This is a genomic window from Streptomyces sp. NPDC051582, from assembly GCF_040681715.1.
Taxonomy (GTDB): domain Bacteria; phylum Actinomycetota; class Actinomycetes; order Streptomycetales; family Streptomycetaceae; genus Streptomyces.
Map to the genome: position 1 here is coordinate 255,463 of NZ_JBFAZJ010000001.1, position 16,065 is coordinate 271,527.

At 73.6% G+C, this 16,065-nt stretch carries 14 protein-coding genes; 7 read left to right on the top strand and 7 right to left on the bottom strand.

Annotation, left to right across the window (positions count from 1 at the left end):
- Nucleotides 1-24: 24 nt before the first annotated feature.
- The 3 genes from AB0M92_RS01175 (at nt 25) to AB0M92_RS01185 (ending at nt 3,007) form a co-directional block, all read left to right on the top strand.
- On the top strand, nt 25-1,134 hold the full coding sequence (locus tag AB0M92_RS01175; RefSeq protein ID WP_366099999.1) for a threonine synthase: 1,110 nt from the start codon (nt 25-27) through the stop codon (nt 1,132-1,134).
- A 75-nt stretch (nt 1,135-1,209) separates the two neighbouring features.
- Nucleotides 1,210-2,019 carry an isocitrate lyase/phosphoenolpyruvate mutase family protein gene (locus AB0M92_RS01180; protein ID WP_366100000.1) on the top strand — a complete coding sequence of 270 codons (810 nt, stop codon included), beginning with the start codon at nt 1,210-1,212 and terminating at the stop codon, nt 2,017-2,019.
- Between the two features lie 49 nt (nt 2,020-2,068).
- Nucleotides 2,069-3,007 (top strand): EamA family transporter, encoded by a 939-nt coding sequence (locus AB0M92_RS01185; protein ID WP_366100001.1) that lies wholly within the window; start codon nt 2,069-2,071, stop codon nt 3,005-3,007.
- Nucleotides 3,008-3,028: 21 nt separating this feature from the next.
- Here AB0M92_RS01185 and AB0M92_RS01190 read toward each other — a convergent pair whose 3' ends face one another.
- The 4 genes from AB0M92_RS01190 to AB0M92_RS01205 all read right to left on the bottom strand — a co-directional run bounded on the left by AB0M92_RS01190 (nt 3,029) and on the right by AB0M92_RS01205 (nt 6,789).
- Nucleotides 3,029-3,826 carry a trypsin-like peptidase domain-containing protein gene (locus AB0M92_RS01190; protein ID WP_366100002.1) on the bottom strand — a complete coding sequence of 266 codons (798 nt, stop codon included), beginning with the start codon at nt 3,824-3,826 and terminating at the stop codon, nt 3,029-3,031.
- Nucleotides 3,823-4,929, bottom strand: coding sequence for an alpha/beta hydrolase-fold protein (locus AB0M92_RS01195; RefSeq protein ID WP_366100003.1), 1,107 nt, complete (start codon nt 4,927-4,929; stop codon nt 3,823-3,825). The genes AB0M92_RS01190 and AB0M92_RS01195 overlap by 4 nt, the downstream gene beginning before the upstream one ends.
- A gap of 199 nt (nt 4,930-5,128) precedes the next feature.
- Nucleotides 5,129-6,190, bottom strand: a complete 1,062-nt coding sequence (locus tag AB0M92_RS01200; RefSeq protein ID WP_366100004.1) for an alpha/beta hydrolase-fold protein — start codon at nt 6,188-6,190, stop codon at nt 5,129-5,131.
- Between the two features lie 161 nt (nt 6,191-6,351).
- A complete protein-coding gene (locus AB0M92_RS01205) occupies nt 6,352-6,789 on the bottom strand; it encodes a MarR family transcriptional regulator (protein ID WP_366100005.1) in 438 nt (145 codons plus the stop codon).
- Between the two features lie 79 nt (nt 6,790-6,868).
- Here AB0M92_RS01205 and AB0M92_RS01210 point away from each other — a divergent pair, with 79 nt between their 5' ends.
- Nucleotides 6,869-7,873, top strand: a complete 1,005-nt coding sequence (locus AB0M92_RS01210; RefSeq protein ID WP_366100006.1) for a superoxide dismutase — start codon at nt 6,869-6,871, stop codon at nt 7,871-7,873.
- A gap of 32 nt (nt 7,874-7,905) precedes the next feature.
- Here AB0M92_RS01210 and AB0M92_RS01215 read toward each other — a convergent pair whose 3' ends face one another.
- Nucleotides 7,906-10,089: a DEAD/DEAH box helicase gene (locus AB0M92_RS01215; protein ID WP_366100007.1), complete on the bottom strand. Its 2,184-nt coding sequence runs from the start codon at nt 10,087-10,089 to the stop codon at nt 7,906-7,908.
- Nucleotides 10,090-10,301: 212 nt separating this feature from the next.
- Between AB0M92_RS01215 and AB0M92_RS01220 the strand changes: the two genes are divergently transcribed.
- Together AB0M92_RS01220 and AB0M92_RS01225 are read left to right on the top strand one after the other, a co-directional pair.
- Nucleotides 10,302-10,871 (top strand): sigma-70 family RNA polymerase sigma factor, encoded by a 570-nt coding sequence (locus AB0M92_RS01220; protein ID WP_366100008.1) that lies wholly within the window; start codon nt 10,302-10,304, stop codon nt 10,869-10,871.
- Nucleotides 10,868-11,560, top strand: coding sequence for an anti-sigma factor (locus tag AB0M92_RS01225; protein WP_366100009.1), 693 nt, complete (start codon nt 10,868-10,870; stop codon nt 11,558-11,560). Before AB0M92_RS01220 ends, AB0M92_RS01225 begins: the two co-directional genes overlap by 4 nt.
- Before the next feature lie 31 nt (nt 11,561-11,591).
- Here the strand turns inward: AB0M92_RS01225 and AB0M92_RS01230 are convergent, their stop codons facing one another.
- Nucleotides 11,592-12,020 carry a hypothetical protein gene (locus AB0M92_RS01230; RefSeq protein WP_366100010.1) on the bottom strand — a complete coding sequence of 143 codons (429 nt, stop codon included), beginning with the start codon at nt 12,018-12,020 and terminating at the stop codon, nt 11,592-11,594.
- The gene (locus AB0M92_RS01235) at nt 12,013-15,216 is read right to left on the bottom strand and encodes a M36 family metallopeptidase (protein ID WP_366100011.1); all 3,204 of its coding nucleotides are present in this window, start codon (nt 15,214-15,216) and stop codon (nt 12,013-12,015) included. The genes AB0M92_RS01230 and AB0M92_RS01235 overlap by 8 nt, the downstream gene beginning before the upstream one ends.
- Before the next feature lie 245 nt (nt 15,217-15,461).
- On the opposite strand from AB0M92_RS01235, the gene AB0M92_RS01240 reads away from it, so the two are divergent.
- On the top strand, nt 15,462-15,908 hold the full coding sequence (locus AB0M92_RS01240) for a CPCC family cysteine-rich protein (protein WP_366100012.1): 447 nt from the start codon (nt 15,462-15,464) through the stop codon (nt 15,906-15,908).
- Nucleotides 15,909-16,065: the final 157 nt, after the last annotated feature.

The window sequence follows — 16,065 nt, forward strand, 5'->3', positions numbered from 1 at the left end:
TGAACGAGCAAAGGCGCTCCGCACATGACGCACGCACTGCCCGGTTACGTCTGTCCCGAAGACGCCACGCGCGCGGACGCCCGGACGGCTCCCTGGTGCTGCCCGCTGTGCGGCGGACCCTGGGACCTCGACTTCACACCGGATCCGGCCACTGCGCTCACACCCGCCTCCGGGCCCAACTCGCTCTGGCGGTTCGGCTCCGCGCTGCCGCTGCCGGGGGCGTTCTCCGTGACGCTGTCGGAGGGGAACACCCCGCTGGTCCCCCTCGCGGAGCGCGTTCACGCCAAGCTGGACTTCCTGATGCCGACCCTGTCGTTCAAGGACCGGGGCGCGGTGATGCTGGCGGAACTGGCCCGGCGGCTGGCCCCGCAGCGGGTGGTCGCGGACAGCAGCGGGAACGCGGGGACGGCCGTGGCGGCGTACTGTGCGCGGGCCGGCCTGCCCTGTGAAGTCTTCGTGCCCGAGGGCACCGCGGAGAAGAAGACGGAGCAGATGCGCGCGCACGGTGCGGCGGTCCGCGTCGTGCCGGGCGGCCGGGAGGCGACGGCGGTGGCCGCCCGCGAGGCCGCCGATCTCCCCGGGGTCTTCTACGCGAGCCACGTCTTCAACCCGTACTTCCTGCACGGGACCAAGACGTACGTCTACGAGGTGTGGGAGGAGCTCGGCGGCCGCCTCCCCGAGGCCCTCGTCGTCCCCGTCGGCAACGGCACCCTGCTGCTGGGGGCCGCGCTGGCGGTGGACGAACTGGCCCGGCGCGGGGTGAAGCCGCCGGCGCTGATCGCGGTCCAGGCGGAGGCCGTGTCCCCACTCGCCGCGGCCTTCGCGGCGGGAGCGGAGGACGCCGATCCGGTGGAACAGCGGCCCACCCTGGCCGAGGGGATCGCGATCCCGGCCCCGCCGCGGGCCCGCCAGATCCTGGCGGCGGTGCGCAAGTCCGGCGGCACCTTCCTCACCGTCCCGGACACCGCGCTGCGCGCGGCCCGGCGGGACCTGGCCGGGCGCGGGCTCTTCGTGGAGCCGACGGCCGCGGCCTGCTGGGCGGCGGTGGGCCCGCAAGCCCCCGGCGACCCCCTCCAGGGCCGCACGGCGGTCCTCCCCCTGTGCGGGGCGGGCCTGAAGGCCGGGCCGGCGTAGCCGCCGCCCGAGCCCGGGCGCCACACGTCGGAAAATCGCCAGCCCGAGCGGTGCGCACTCTGATGAACTGGGCCGATGACCACCACCGTTGATCTCGCCCGCCGTTTCGCCGCCCTCCACACCCCCGCCGCCCCGCTGGCCCTGGCCAACGCCTGGGACGTCCTCAGCGCCCGCCTCGTCGAGGCCGCCGGGGCCCCCGCCGTCGCCACCACCAGCGCCGGCGTCGCCTGGACCCTCGGCACGCCGGACGGGGACGCCCTGAGCCGGGACCGCGCCCTCGACCTCATCGCCCGGGTGGCCGCGGCCGTCTCCGTCCCGGTGACCGCCGACATCGAGGGCGGCTTCGGCGCCGACCCGGCCGGGGTCGCCGAGACCGTCACCGGGGTCCTCGAAGCCGGCGCCGTCGGGATCAACATCGAGGACGGCACGCGGGCCCCCGCCGACCACGCCGAGCGCGTGGCGGCGGCCCGGGCCGCCGCCGACACCGCCGGGGTGCCGCTGTTCATCAACGCCCGCATCGACACCTTCCTCTTCGGCCTCGGCGAGGAGGCGAACCGCCTCGACGAGACGCTCTCCCGCGCCGCCGCCTGCCTGCGCGCGGGCGCCTCCGGGATCTTCGTCCCCGGCGTCGTCGACCCGGCCACCGTCACCGAGCTGGTCAAGGGCATCGACGCCCCGCTCAACCTCCTCGCCGGGCCCGGCGCCCCGGCCGTCGCCGAGCTCGGCGCCCTCGGCGTGGCCCGCGTCAGCCTGGGCTCCGGCGTCGCGTCGGCCGCGTACGACGTGGTCCGCCGCGCCGCCGAGGAGCTGATCGCGGGCGGCACGTACACCGCGCTCGACGGAGGTCTCCCCTACGGCGAGCTGAACGCGCTGCTGAAGGGCTGAGAGCCCGTACCGGGAAGCGTGTACGCGGCAACGAACCTAGGATCCCGTCATGCGCACTTCGCAGACCGCCGGGGGCAGGACGACACCTGGTTCCGCGCCCCGCGCGATCACGGGCGCCGTCTGGACCGCGCTCGGCCTGGTCTACGTGGTCTGGGGCTCGACGTACCTGGCCATCCGGATCGTCGTCCGGACCATGCCGCCGTTCCTGTCCGCCGGAGCCCGCTTCCTCGCGGCCGGCCTGCTCCTGCTCGGCCTCGTCGCCTGGCGGTACGGGCCGGGCGCGCTCCGGGCCACCCGCGGGCAGGTCGGCTCCGCGGTGCTGGTGGGCCTGCTGCTGCTCCTCGGCGGCAACGGCCTCGTCGTCCTCGCCGAGACCTCGGTGCCGTCCGGCCTGGCGGCGCTGCTGATCGCCGCGGTCCCGATGTGGCTGGTGGTGCTGCGGACCGCCGCCGGAGACCGGCCGCCGCTGCGCACCCTCGGCGGGGTGCTGCTGGGCTTCGGCGGGCTGGCGGTGCTGACCGTGCCGGGCATCAGTGGTGCGGTACGGCTCTCCGGGGTGCTGCTGGTGGTCGTGGCGTCCGTGCTGTGGTCGCTGGGCTCGTTCTCCGCGTCGAAGCTGTCGCTGCCGGACAACCCGTTCACGGGCAGCGGGTACCAGATGCTCGCGGGCGGGGCCGGCGGGATCGTCGTCGGCCTGGTGCGCGGTGAGCAGCGCTCGCTGGACTGGGCCGCGTTCTCCACCGCCTCCTGGCTGGCGCTGGGCTACCTCGTCGTCTTCGGCTCGGTGGTCGCGTTCACGGCGTACGCGTGGCTGCTGCAGTCGGCGCCGCTGTCGCTGGTGGCCACGTACGCGTACGTCAATCCGGTCGTGGCCGTCGCGCTGGGGGCGCTGATCCTGGACGAGGCGCTGAGCGTGCCGATCCTCGTCGGGGGCGCGATCGTCGTGGTGGCGGTGTGCGTGATCGTCAGTACCGAGCGCAGGCAGTAGCCGGGGGCGCGGGGGCGGCTCTCAGTCCCGCGCCGCCCGCTCGTACAGCGCCTTCGCCTTCTCGTCGAACAGCGCGGCCGTGGAGTCCACGTCCGTGTCGCCGCCGCTGAGCACCCCGATCAGCCGCCCCGGGTTCCCCGGGCCGCCGCGGTCGGCGATCCAGGGGCTTCCGCTGGTGCCCGACCAGAAGCCCGCGCAGCCGATGTACAGCATGGCCGGGTCCTCCTGGTCGTGGCTGGTCTGGGTGGTGCAGGAGATCGGCTTGTTCTGCGGGTTGCGGTCCGACTCCGGATAGCCGACGACGGTCACCTCGCGCTCGTAGCCGGAGGTCCAGTCGGGCTTCGGGGCCTCGTCGGCGCCGCCGACCGCCTGCTGGACCGTACGGCCGTCCTTGTCCGGCTCGATGCTGAGGAAGGCGAAATCGGCGGTGTCCTCGCCCCATTTGGTCCAGCGCTCGTCCACGTGGACCGCGCGGACCTTCCACACCCCGAGGGGCTGGCGGCCCCCGCCCTCGCCGGTGAAGGCGGGAGCGAAGGAGAGCTCGCCGATGGCCCGGCCGTCGTGGGCCAGCGCTCCGGGCTCGCCGTCCTCGCCCGCCGGGGCCACGCAGTGCGCGGCGGTGGCGACGACGGTGCCCTTCGGGCTGTCGACGACGCTCGCCGTGCACCAGTGCTCGCCGTTGGCCATGAGCACGCCGACGCCGGGAAACGCGTGCACGGCGTTCAGGTCCTCGTCCGTCGCCTTGACGAAGCCGACGGCCAGGGCCGCCGCCACGGTGGCGGCGGCAGCGGCGAAGGCGCCCCGGACGACGGCTTTCATCGCACGGCGGGGTCGGGCGTCGGTGCCAGCATGACCTTGCTGATCCACTCCAGAGCGCCCTCCCTCATACCGCGGACGTACGACTTCCCATTGTGCTCACCATCCTGGATCACCTGGAGCGTGGTGTGCACGGGGCCCTTCCCGTACTCCTTCATGAACTTCTCGGCCTTCTCGCGGCCGGTCTCCTTGGTGCCGATCTGGAAGTTGATGTAGACGTCCGGCCCGCCTTCCTTGATCAGCTTCTCGGCGAGCTTCTCCGGGTTGTTCTCGTCCATGGCCTGCGTGTTCCCCTTCCACAGCGGGGAATCGGGGACGATGTCGACCCCGCTCGCGATGGCCGCCTTGAAGCGGTCGGGGTACTTCAGGACGTGCTTGAACGCCCCGAATCCGCCCGCCGAGGATCCCATGAAGGCCCAGCCGTCACGGGAGGTGAAGGTGCGGAAATTGGCCCGCGTGAAATCCGGGATGTCCTCGGCCATCCAGGTGCCCATCTTGGGTTCGCCGGGGATGTCGGAGGCGTCGAAGTGGTGCTTGGTGTCCGCGTTGTGCACCGGCATGATCAGGATGAAGGGCAGGCTGGTGCCGGCCTTCGCCCCGTCGCTGACGGCCTTCTGGAGGCCGAGGCCGGGGCCCGTGCCCCAGTAGTTGGTGGGGTAGCCGCGCCCTCCGGGCAGGGAGATGAGCACCGGGAAGGCGCTCTTGGCGTACGCCGGGTCGTCGTACTGCTTGGGGACCCACACCCACACGTCTCCGGTGAACCCGGATTTCGCGCCGGTCAGGGTCGTCCGGCCGATCTGCGTGCCGTCGGGCAGCCGGTACGTCCGGACGAACGAGGCCTTCGGGCCGGTCGGCATGCTCACCCCGGGTCGGATCTCCACGGCCGCGGCCGCCGACTCCTGGACCTTGCCGAAGGAGACCGGATCCCCTATGTCCGAGAAGAGCTTGTACTTGTAGGCTGCGGCGCCGCCCCCGGCGACGAGTGTGAGAGCCAGCGCACCGCTGATCAGAAGCCTGCGCAGGCGCTTGGGACGGCGGCGGCCCGTGGTCTGCGGGCCTTCCTCGGTCATGAGGTCGCCGTCACCCTGAAGCTGGTCATGCTGCACGGATTTGTCCCGTTCCTTCTCCGGCGCTCCCGAAGAGCGCGGGTCGGACCGATCGGTCCCCCTTCACCCCTTACAGAGGTGTCAACGATCGGATGGGTTGCCTGGGACCGGCGGGACGTGGTGCGTGCCACGCCGTTCTGCGGCTCCGTGCATACGTGCTGGTCAGCCGGTGGCGGCCCGGCCGGCCGGGGCGGGCCGGTCAGCCGGTGGCGGGCTGCGGGGCCTTGAGGACCTTGCTGATCCACTCCAGGGAGCCTTCCTTCATGCCCCGGACGTAGTGCCAGCCGTTGTGCTCGCCGTTCTGGATGTCGCGGATGGTCGTCTTGACCGGGCCCTTGCCGTACGACTGCTGGAATGCGGCCATCCGCTCCCTCCCGGTCTCCTTGGTGCCGACCTGGAAGTTGATGTAGACCTCGGGACCGCCGGCATCGATCAGCTTCTGCGCGAGCTTCTCCGGGTTGTTCGCGTCCATCTCCGCCTGGTGGCCCTTCCAGAGCGGGGAGTCGGGAACGATCTCGCCGCCGCTGGCGATCACCGCCTTGAAGCGGTCCGGGTACTGCAGCACGGTCTTCATGCCGACGAAGGCACCGGAGGAGGAGCCCATGAAGGCCCAGCCGTCCCGGGACTTGTACGTGCGGAAGTTGGCCCTGGTGAAGGCCGGGACGTCCTCGGCGATCCACGTGCCCATCTTGGGCCGGCCGGGGATGTCGGCACCGTCGTAGTAGTACGTGCTGTCCGGGTTGAGCACCGGCATGACCACGATGAACGGCAGGCTGGTGCCGGCCCGGACGCCCTCGCCGATGGCCTTCTGGAGGCCGAGGCTGCGGTCCGACCAGTAGTTGCTCGGGAAGCCGTTGCCGCCGGGCAGGGCGATGAGCACCGGGAAGGCGCTCTTCTCGTACTTCGCCTCGTCGTACTCCTTCGGCGTCCAGACCCACACGTCACCCTCGAAGCCGGACTTCGCGCCCGCGAGGCGGGTCTTCGCGATGACCGTGCCGTCGTCCAGCCTGGCGGTCTGCCTGAAGTCGGACCGCGGTCCGGTCGGCAGCAGTACGTCCGGATCGCCGGCGGGCGCGGCGGAGGGCGAGGGCGCGCCCGGGGAGGACCCGGCCGTGCCGGGGGCCGAGGAGGCGGGGGCGGGGGCGGGGGCCTTGCCGAAGCTCACGGAGCCGCCGTTGCCGGAGAACCATTCGAGCTTCCGGGCGGCGAAGCCGGCGCCCCCGAGCAGGAGCGCGAAGGCCACCGCGACGGATATCCACATCGCGCGACGGGAGCGCCTGGCGGGCGGGGACTGGTACACGAACTTCGCTCCGAACGGTCGTCGCCGTCGCCGTCCCGATCGGGACGGCGACGGCCGGGTGCTTCCTTGAACCTGACGTCTGACGTGCGCACGGGACGCGGTCCGCCGCGGCGGGCCGCGACTCACCTCTGGGCGTCGAGCACCTCGGCGCACCGCCCGAGCAGGCCGATCAGCTGCTCCCGCTCCTGCGCCGAGAACGCGGCGGCGAGCGCCCGCTCCACCCGTACGGCGCCGGCGTCGGCGAGCTCCATCACGGCCCGGCCCTCCTCCGTCAGCCGGGTCTCCAGCACGTTGCGGTGCCATTCGTGCGGGGTGCGCTCGATGAGCGCGCGCTCCTGGAGGTTCTTCAGCACCGTGTTCATCGTCGGCGGCGTCACCCCGCACAGGCGGGCGAGGGCGGCGGCCGAGATCCCCGGCTTCTCGGAGAGCCAGAGCAGCGCGGCGTACTGCGGAACCGTTACTGCCGCGGGCTTGAGCGCGGCGTTCTTGGCCGCGAGGAGCGCCTGTTCGGCGCGCTTGAGGTGCGAGCCGATGCGCTCCCCGGGAGGCATGGAGGTCATGGCTGCATCCTAAGGCCCTTGCATGCATTAGAGCTCTAACATATCTTCGTGTTCACTCATACGGAAGAGGACACCTGCTGTGCTGAAGAAGCTCCTGCCCGCGACCTTCCTGACCCTGACCCTGACCACGGCCACGGCGCTCACCCTGGGCGCGATCCCGGCGGCGCAGGCCTCTCCGGTCGCACCCGCGTCCGTCCCGGACAGCCGCGTTTCCACGGCCTTCACCCTCCCCGGCGAGAAGGTCTACCCCGAGGGCGTGGCCACCGACCCGCGCAACCACACCGTGTACGTGGGCTCGTACGCCGACGGCACCGTCTACCGGGCCCGCCCGGGGGCGCGCACCGCCGAGGTGTTCCTGCCCGCCGGCACCGACGGCCGGCACACGGCGAACGGCCTGCGCGTCGACGCCCACGGGCGGCTGTGGGTGACCGACTCCACCTCCGGGGTGTCCGTCTACGACACCGCCTCCGGCCTCCGACTGGCCCACTTCGAGGTGGCCGGGGCGGGCGCGCTCTTCGTCAACGACCTGACCATCACCCCGGACGGCACCGCCTACCTGACGGACAGCGTGCGCGCGGTGATCTACCGGGTCACCCCGGCCCAGCTCGCGGCCGGCTCGGGCGCGCTGCTCCCCGCGTACGACCTGAAGGGGCGCCTCACCCCGTCCCCGGCGGGCAGCTTCGCCCTCAACGGCATCGTCTCGGACCCGGCGGGCCGCTACCTGCTGGCCGTGGACATGACCGCGGGCGACCTCCACCGCATCGACCTGCGCACCGGCGCGATGTCCCGCGTCACCCTCCGGGGCGGCGACCTCGTCCACGCCGACGGCCTGGACCTCGCGCCGGACGGCACCCTGCGGGTGGCCCACAACGCCACGAACACCCTGACCCGGTGGCACGTCAGCGCGGACGGCACCCGGGCCCGGCTGACCCGGACGATCACGGACCCGTCGCTGCAGATCCCGACCACGCTGAGCCACACCTCGGGCCGCACGCTGGTGGTCCGGTCCCAGTTCGACAAGGGCGGCCCGATGGGCGAGGGCACGCCGACCACCTTCACGATCGCCTCGGTGCGGGGCTTCTGAGCCGCCCGCCGGGTCGGCACGGTCCCGCGCCTTCAGCCGACCGCGCCCAGGCGGGCCTGTTCGTCCTCGACGATGCGCCGGGCCAGCGAGGTGTCCGAGACGTCGACCGCCTCCGGCGCCGACTCCGCCACCACGCTGCGCCGGGCGTAGGCGTCGAAGAGCCGCGCCTTGCGGTCCAGTACCTCCAGCATCCGCTGGTCCACCCCGTCCGTGGCCAGCAGCCGGTGCACCCGTACCGCGCGCACCTGCCCCATCCGGTGCGCGCGGGCCACGGCCTGCTGTTCCATGGTCGGTTTGACCTGCGGCTCGCACAGGATCACCACGGAGGCGGCCTGGAGGTTGATCCCGATGCCGCCCGCCTCGATCTGCGCGAGAAGCACCGCGTGCCCGGCCGCCGCGCCGAACCCGTCCACGAGCCGCTGGCGGCGGGCGGGCGGCACGCTCCCCGAGACCGGCCCGAAGAGGCGGCCGCCCCCATCCGTCGCCGGCCGGCCGAGCGCGTCCTCGACCGCCCCGAGCACCTCGCGGAACGCGGAGAACACCACGACCTTCAGCCCGTTGGCGGCCGCCTCCGCCACCAGCTCGCGCAGCCGCGCCAGCTTCGCCGACTTCTCCGGCCTCGCGTACGCGGCCCTGCGCATCGCCATGAAATTGCCGGACCGCACCGCCGCCCGGTAGGCCTCCCGGTCGGCCGCGCTCAGCTCCTCCCACTCGTCGGTCCACTGGAGCCCGGGCAGCTCGGCCAGTACGTCGCGCTGGTTGCGCCGCAGGTACGCGGGAGCCACCGCCGTGCGGAACGCCCTGGACCCGGCCACCGTGTCGACCTCGCCGATCCCGGAGACCGCCTCGGGCCGCAGGATCCGTACGAGGCTGCGGAACTCGGAGACCCGGTTCTCCATCGGGGTGCCGGTGAGGAAGAGGACGTACGCACAGCGCGCGGCCCAGGCGGCCACCGCGAGGGAGCGCCGGGCCTGCGGGTTCTTGACGTGGTGGGCCTCGTCCACCACGAGCATCCCCAGCTCCTCGGCGGCGAGTTCGGGGAACCCGGTCAGCGCCTGGAAGGTGGTCACGGCCACCCCGCCCTCCCCGCGCCAGTCCGCGAAGGCGTCGTGCCGGCCGGGGCCGTGGAGGGCGACCGCGCGCAGGGTGCTGCGCGCCTCGATCTCGCGGGTCCAGTTGATCAGGACGCCGGCCGGGCAGACCACGAGGAAGTGGCGGTGCCCCTGGGCCGCCAGGTGCGCGAGGGCGGCGAGTGCCTGGATCGTCTTGCCCAGGCCCATCTCGTCGCCGAGGATCACCCGCCGCTGGGCGAGGGCGAAGCGGGCGCCGAAGGCCTGGTACCCGCGCAGCGAGACCCGGCGGTACGTGTCGTCGAGCGCCTGGGCGAGGACGCGTTCGGCCAGTGCCTCGGGCAGGAACCCGCGGGCCGCGGCCGGGTCGGCGGCGCCGCCGGGCCGTTCGGTGATCTCCGCGAGCAGACCGTAGTACTCGGCGGAGCGCAGCTCGAAGTCGACCCAGGCGGCCGCCTCGTCGGCGGGGGCGCGCAGGAGGTCCACCGAGGCCTGCGCCAGCAGGGCGGGCACGCCCTCGGCGGCGGCGCGCTCCGTCCGCCGGCCGATCTCGGTGAGGGCGGCGAGCGCCCGCCCGCGCCGCTCGCGGCCCGCGGACCACCAGCGCAGCCGGCCGGCGGCGGGCCCGGCGTCGGCGAGCAGCGGCCCGAGCCCGGCGTCCAGGGCCGTGGCCGCCCGGGCCGCGCGGCGGGCGTCCGGGCCGGCTTCGACGAGCGGGTGCAGGGCGGCGACCAGCGCGGTGGTCCGGGGCTGCGGACGGTCCACGTCGAGGTGGACGGCGACGGTCTCCCCGGCGGCTTCGGCGAGCTGCCGGGCGGCGCCGAGTGCCTGGTCGGCGCTCTGCTGCCCGACCCCGGGGATCTGGCGCAGCCGGTGGCGGCCCGCGTCCAGTACGCGCTGCACGGTGTCGAACCCGGCCGCCTCGACGGCGGCCACGGCGGCCGCCCGCAGCCGCCCCTCGGTGACGTGGGCCAGCCGGTCGACGGGAATCCGCCGCAGCTCGGAGCGGGCCAGGTCCGCGTGGATCGGGGTCCAGGCCTCCCGTACGGCCTCGACGGCCCGCCGGTGGTCGGCCAGCAGGGCGCCGGCCGCCGCGTGCAGCCGCTCGCCCGCGCCGATCACCTCGACCGCCGTCCTGCGCCGCATGCCCCTCACCCCCCGACTGCTCCCGACCGCGCCGGGTAACGACTGCACGCAACCTACCGCCGCCGGCGGGGTCCCCCGTGACCCCCGTCCCGCGGCCGGGAGCCCGTGGACGGGAGCGGGAACGGGGAGAGGAGCAGAATGAAGGGGTGTTTCCGCACGAACCCGAATCAATCCATTCGGGGAGGCCGAACGTATCCAGTGACGTGCAGAGAATGGGCCTCCCGCTCGGGCGTGCGCCGGACGAAGCGTTGCTGTCGGGCCTGGCGACGGGCGATCCCGAGATCGCCGTCGCGTTCGTGCGCCGCTTCCAGCGCACGGTCTTCGGCGTGGCCATCGCCGTCGTGGGCGACGCCCAGCTCGCCGAGGACATCGCGCAGCAGACGTTCGAGCGGGCATGGCGGCACGCACAGGTGTACGACTCGCGCCGCGGGTCGGTACGGACCTGGCTGACGGCGATCGCGCACCATCTGGCGATCGACGCGGTCCGGGCCCGCCGGGCCAATCCGGTCGCCCCCGAGGACTTGGACGCCCTCCTCGACATCGTGACGCAGACCCCCGAACAGCACGCCGTCGCGGCCGAGACCTCGGCCGGGGTGCGGGCGGCCGTGGCGGCCCTGCCCCGGGAGCAGGCGCGCGCACTGGTGATGGCGGGCATCTACGGGTTGACCGCACAGCAGATCGCCGACATGGAGCGGGTCCCGCTGGGGACGGCGAAGACACGGATCCGGACGGCGATGCACAAGCTCCGCAGGACCCTGGGGAGCGAGGAGAGCCGGCGATGAGCGAGATGACCTGCGAGCAGCTGAGGGAACTCGACGCCGAGCTGGCGCTGGGCATCCTTGCGGCCCGGGAGCGCGCCCGTGCGGTCGCCCACCTGGACCACTGCCCCGGCTGCCGGGAGCACATCGAGCAGCTGGCACTGGTCGGCGACGACCTGCTCGGCCTGGTGCCGGGGACGGAGCCCCCGGTCGGCTTCGAGAGCCGGGTCGCGGCCCGCCTCCAGCCGCCGCCCGCGCCGACCCCTGCCCCTGCCCCGGCTCCGGGGCGGCGGTGGCTGCTGCGGCCCCGGGTCGCGGCCGTGGCGGCTGCCCTGGCCGTGGCCTGCGGCTTCGGCGGCTGGGCGGCGGGCACGGCCATAGAGGCCGCGGCGCCCGCGTCCCAGACGGCCCGCGCAGGCGCCCAGCTGCTCCAGGCCCCGCTGATCACGGACGGCCGGGAGGTGGGCCGGGTCTTCGCCCACCCCGGCGCGAAGGGCTGGGTGTACATGTCGGTGGACCTGGAGAAGCCGATGCCCGAGATCAGCTGCGTCCTCGACCACAAGGACGGCACCATGACCCGCCTGGGCACGTTCTCCCTGGCCGACGGCTACGGCTACTGGGTCGCGACGACCGACGTCAACGCCACCACCCTCACCGGCGCCCGCCTCCTCACCCCGGAAGGCTCCGTCCTGGCCTCGGCCCACTTCGCGTAGCCGGCCCCGCTGCCGCCCTCCCGCCCTCCCGCTACGTGACGGTGAGGGTCAGGGTGGCCGGGGTGGGGGCGGCGGGGCGTGGGACCGTGATGCGGGTGGTGCCCGGGTGGACCGCGCGGAGCTCCCATTCGCGGTGGCCCGTGCCCGTCACGTTGCCCACCCGGATCAGCAGGACCGCATCGCCCCGGGCCGTGGGTTGCGGGCCGCCTTCCGGGAGGGGCAGCCGCAGGCGGGCCGTCTGCCCGACCGTGAGCCGCCCCGCGAAGCCGTCGTCGGCCCCGGTCAGTACGCGGCCCTGCGCCGGAGGCTGCGTACCGGCCGCCGTGGCACCCGTACCGCCCTCCGGATCACCCGTACCGCCCGATGCGCCCGTCCTCTCCTGCGGCGGCCGCACCCGGCCGCCCCCGCACCCGGTGAAGAGGGCGAGGGCGGCGAGGCACACCAGGCGGCGGTCAGCCACCGTCACGCACGTTCAGGCGCAGCAGCACGTCGACCTGGCTCAGCAGCTGGTTCCGCGTCGACGCCGGGTCGTTGTGGACGGCCTCGGCGTTCGCCACCGCCGCCCCGAAGGTCGAGTCCGCCGCCCGGTCGCCGTCGGTGTCGACCGGCGTGGACAGGTCGTAGGACCCGTTCGCGAAGTTCAGCCACGCCGCGAGCAGCTGCTGGGAGACCAGCGGCCTCGGCTGCGGGGAGCCCGAGCCGAGGATCGCGTACGCCTGGGCGTCGGTCAGCGGCCCGTACACGGCGCTCATGAACGAGGCCACCCCCAGCAGGCAGGCCCGCTGGGCCGCCGTGAAGTGCTTCGGCGACGGCCCGCCGAACTCCTTCATCCAGTACGCCTGGCCGTGCGCCCACTTCACGTTCCCGGTGGTGATGACGGAGGCGGTGGCGAGGGCGCTGCCGCCGTCGTCGTCCGTGCCGGTGAACGTCAGCGTGGACAGGCAGGCCGCCGGGTACGCGTGCGACTGCGTCCGGGTCACCTCGCGCGGCTGGATCGAGGGGCTCGGGTCCGGGTCGGTGGCCGGCGGGTTCACCAGCGAGACCAGGTCGTCCGAGGTGCCGTCGCCCCACAGCCAGTTCAGGGTCAGGTCGTCGCTGCCCGGGTCCGCCGAGGCGCCGGTGACGGCGACCGGCGTACCGGCGTGGGCGATGAAGGCCTTCTGCCCGTTGTACGTCGTCTGCCCGTCACCCGAGACCGCCGCGGTCGGGGCGGTGTTGGAGACCGTCGCGTCGACCGTCCGGCAGGTGCTCGTGTCGTCGTCGCTGCCGCAGACCTCGATCGTGAAGGTCCCGTCGTCCCCGTACGTGTGCTCCGCGGTGAAGCTCAGCGTCGCGTCCGGGCGGTCGTTCTCCGGCGTGCCGGCGAGCTCCTGCGGGCCCGCCCCGTCCTTCCAGTCGACGGTGGCGGTCAGCGGGTCGAGCCAGCCCGGGTCGCCGATCCTGCCCGTGAGGGTGACGGGGCCGTTCTCGGCGGCCGGGGTGGCGGGGTCGAGCGTCACCACGGGTGCGGCGTTCGCGAGGGTGACCTTCGTCGCGTCGGTGTCGGTGTTGCCGACGGCGTCGGTCACCTTCAGCCCGACGGTGGAGACGCCGTCCCGGCCCACCGCGCCGAAGGTGGCGGTGGGCCCGGTGGCGTCGTCGTACTGCCCGTCGCCGTCGAGGTCCCAGGCGTACGTGGTCGGGTTCCCGGCCGAGGGCGCGGTCCCCTTGGCGGAGCCGGCCGCGCTGAGCGTGACGTCCGTGCCCTCGTTGCCCGTGTACGGACCGCCCGCCTTCGCGGTCGGCAGGCAGGCGGCCGGGACGGTCTCGTCGGCGGTCACGGTGTTCTGGTCGGCGCTCGACGCGGCGTTCGCGCCCATGCCGCGGCCGGCGAAGACCCGCCACAGGAGGCACTGGTTCGCGCCGGCGTCGTTGGTCATGTCGGCGGCCAGGATGCCGTCGCGCGCGTCGAGGTAGCCCGGCGTGCTGACCGTGTTCTTCATGCCGTCGATGACGAGCTGCTGCGTGAACGCGACGCCCTTCGCCTCGCGGATGTCGTACACCGCCGCGGCCCAGATCTCGCCGTTGCGGTGCACGCCGCGGGCGGGGTTGAAGGTGCCCCACTTCTCGGTGGACGTGTCGTAAGCCTGCGAGCGGATGCCGGTGGCGGTGTTGCCGGTGACGTACTCGCCGACCGTCGCGTCGCCCCACTTGAGGAAGGAGATCGTGTCGCTCCAGCCCTCCCCGAGGGCGCCGGTCTGGGGGCCGTCGCCGAGGTTGCCGCCGCCGACGAGGCGGTTGGAGACGCCGTGCCCGTACTCGTGCGCGATGACGTCACCGTCGAGCGAGCCGTCGCGGTACGGCCGGCCCGGCGGCTGCCACATGTACATCTGCATGCGCGGGCTGGTGCCGTCCCCGGGGGTGCCGAAGTTGGCGTTGTTCACGCAGCGGATCTTGTTCGGCGGCGTGGCGTCGTCGAGGCAGCCGAGGTCCCAGCCGTCCTGCGCCTCGGCCAGGACGGGGTCGTTGCCCGAGCCGCCGCGGCCGAGGTTGTCGACCTGGAAGTTGCGCGACGCCTCGTCGAACCCGAGGTCGTAGAGGTAGTCGTGCATCACGTTGGTGTAGTAGAAGAGCTGCGTGATGACCGGATTGACGTCGGCGTCGAGGTTCGCCTGCGTCGCGGCGGCGTTGGTGCGCCAGGTGTCGCTGAACGTGTAGTCGAAGTGCTGGTGGTCCGGGTCCCCGCTCGCCGGGGACTGCGGGCGCAGTGCGTCGTTCCCGGTGTCCGGGACCGTGTTGTCGCCGTCCTCGTCCCGGTACGCGTTGGTGTTGTTGCCCTGCGTCAGGCGGTCCGCGACCCAGGAGCCGTCGCGGCCGGTGAACGGCGTGGTGGTACGGGTGGCGCCGCTGATGTCCGGGTGCTGCGCGGTGAAGACGGTGCCTTCGGGGCCGGCGTGGTGGTAGCGGCTCTGGCGGCTGAGGACCCGGCCGTCGGCGGCGTCGACCACCGTCTCGTACCAGGACGTGCCGGACACCTCGATGTCGGTGAGCCAGGCGGGGCGCAGCTCGCGGCCGGAGTCGGCGGGGACCCAGACCAGCTCGGCGGTGACGTCGTTGGGCTTCGTGAGGCGCTTGGCGTAGACGTTCTTGAACTTCTGCCGGCCCTTGTCGCGGTTGTCGGTGCCGGTCAGGGTGTGCTGGGGCCGCGCGCCCTGCGCCTCGGCCGCCTGGTCGAGGGCCTGCTTGGCCGTCAGCTCGACGGTGCCGGCGGGCTCGGCGGTGACGACGGCTCCGCCGAGGATGACGAGGCGGCCGCGCTGGTCGACGGTGGCGGTCAGGAGGCCGCCGTGGACGCGCATGCCGTCGATGCTCTGGCCGATCGTCACCTGGCGGGCGCCGTTGTGCCGGGTGGGGTACGAGGAGACGACGACGAGCTGCTCGGCCTGCCGGGCGGTGAGCCCGAACTCCCCGCGGTGGTCGCGTACGTAGGCGAGCGCGACGTGCTCGGGGGCCTGCTTGGAGGGCGGGGTCAGGAACCCGCCGGAGTTGAAGATCATCCGGGCGTGGCCGGTGGCGGGGTCGCGCCGTACGGTCGGACCGGCGGGATCCGCGGTGCCCGGCGGTGCGGCGGCGGCCAGTCCGGGGGCCAGGGCCAGCAGCAGGCTCGTGGTGGTCACCGCGGTCCACCACCGCGTGCGATTACGCCATCTGGTCACGGCCTGAGCCTCCCGAGCGCCCACGCTCCCCCCGGGTCCGCTGTCGAGACCGCGTGCGCTCCGTGACGCTACTCACCAAGATCCACCCGTCAACGAGCCCCGCCGCCCACCCGTCCGGCCCCACCCCGTTTGCGCGCACCGCCGAACCGTGCCCACGTCCCGGACCCCCAGCGGCGGTGGCACGGCCGGTCGGCGAGACTACGCGGGTGAGCCGCCGCCATCCCTGTCCCTGCTGCGGGCATCTCGTCCTGGACGACGTGCCCGGCTCGTACGAGATCTGCCCCGTCTGCTCCTGGGAGGACGACGCCGTCCAGTTCCGCTGGCCGACCGCGGAGACCGGGGCGAACAAGGTCTCCCTGATCGAAGCCCAGCGCAACTACCAGGACTTCGGCGCGCGCGACGAGCGCGGCCGCCGCTTCGCCCGCCCTCCGGCACCGGACGAACCGCTCGACCCGGCCTGGCGCCCGATCGATCCGGCACTCGACTCGTTCGAGGACTGGGACGCGGAAGACCACGCCCCCTGGCCACAGGACCACTCGGTGCTCTGCTGGTGGCTCCCCACCTTCTGGCGCCGCGACCACCCGGCCCCGGCCACCGACGCGGCGCCCGGCCACCCGTTCCGACCTGCGGCAGGGGCGCCGCCAACGCCCTGAGCAAGCATTGACGCGGAACGTTCAGCACAGAGCTGTGACCTGCGAGAACACGGTTCCGAACGCGGCTGTCCAGCACCCATCCGGCACGGTGACGAGGAAGCACCGAGTTGATCGATGGAGCCCTCGTCCTCATGGTGTCGCCCCCAGAGGTGGTGGC

What these genes read in the sequence shown, in the direction of transcription:
- AB0M92_RS01175 (WP_366099999.1), top strand. Translation starts at nt 25, where the DNA reads ATGACGCACGCACTGCCCGGTTACGTCTGTCCCGAAGACGCCACGCGC.
- AB0M92_RS01180 (WP_366100000.1), top strand. Translation starts at nt 1,210, where the DNA reads ATGACCACCACCGTTGATCTCGCCCGCCGTTTCGCCGCCCTCCACACC.
- AB0M92_RS01185 (WP_366100001.1), top strand. Translation starts at nt 2,069, where the DNA reads ATGCGCACTTCGCAGACCGCCGGGGGCAGGACGACACCTGGTTCCGCG.
- AB0M92_RS01190 (WP_366100002.1), bottom strand. Translation starts at nt 3,826, where the DNA reads ATGAAAGCCGTCGTCCGGGGCGCCTTCGCCGCTGCCGCCGCCACCGTG.
- AB0M92_RS01200 (WP_366100004.1), bottom strand. Translation starts at nt 6,190, where the DNA reads ATGTGGATATCCGTCGCGGTGGCCTTCGCGCTCCTGCTCGGGGGCGCC.
- AB0M92_RS01205 (WP_366100005.1), bottom strand. Translation starts at nt 6,789, where the DNA reads ATGACCTCCATGCCTCCCGGGGAGCGCATCGGCTCGCACCTCAAGCGC.
- AB0M92_RS01215 (WP_366100007.1), bottom strand. Translation starts at nt 10,089, where the DNA reads ATGCGGCGCAGGACGGCGGTCGAGGTGATCGGCGCGGGCGAGCGGCTG.
- AB0M92_RS01220 (WP_366100008.1), top strand. Translation starts at nt 10,302, where the DNA reads ATGGGCCTCCCGCTCGGGCGTGCGCCGGACGAAGCGTTGCTGTCGGGC.
- AB0M92_RS01225 (WP_366100009.1), top strand. Translation starts at nt 10,868, where the DNA reads ATGAGCGAGATGACCTGCGAGCAGCTGAGGGAACTCGACGCCGAGCTG.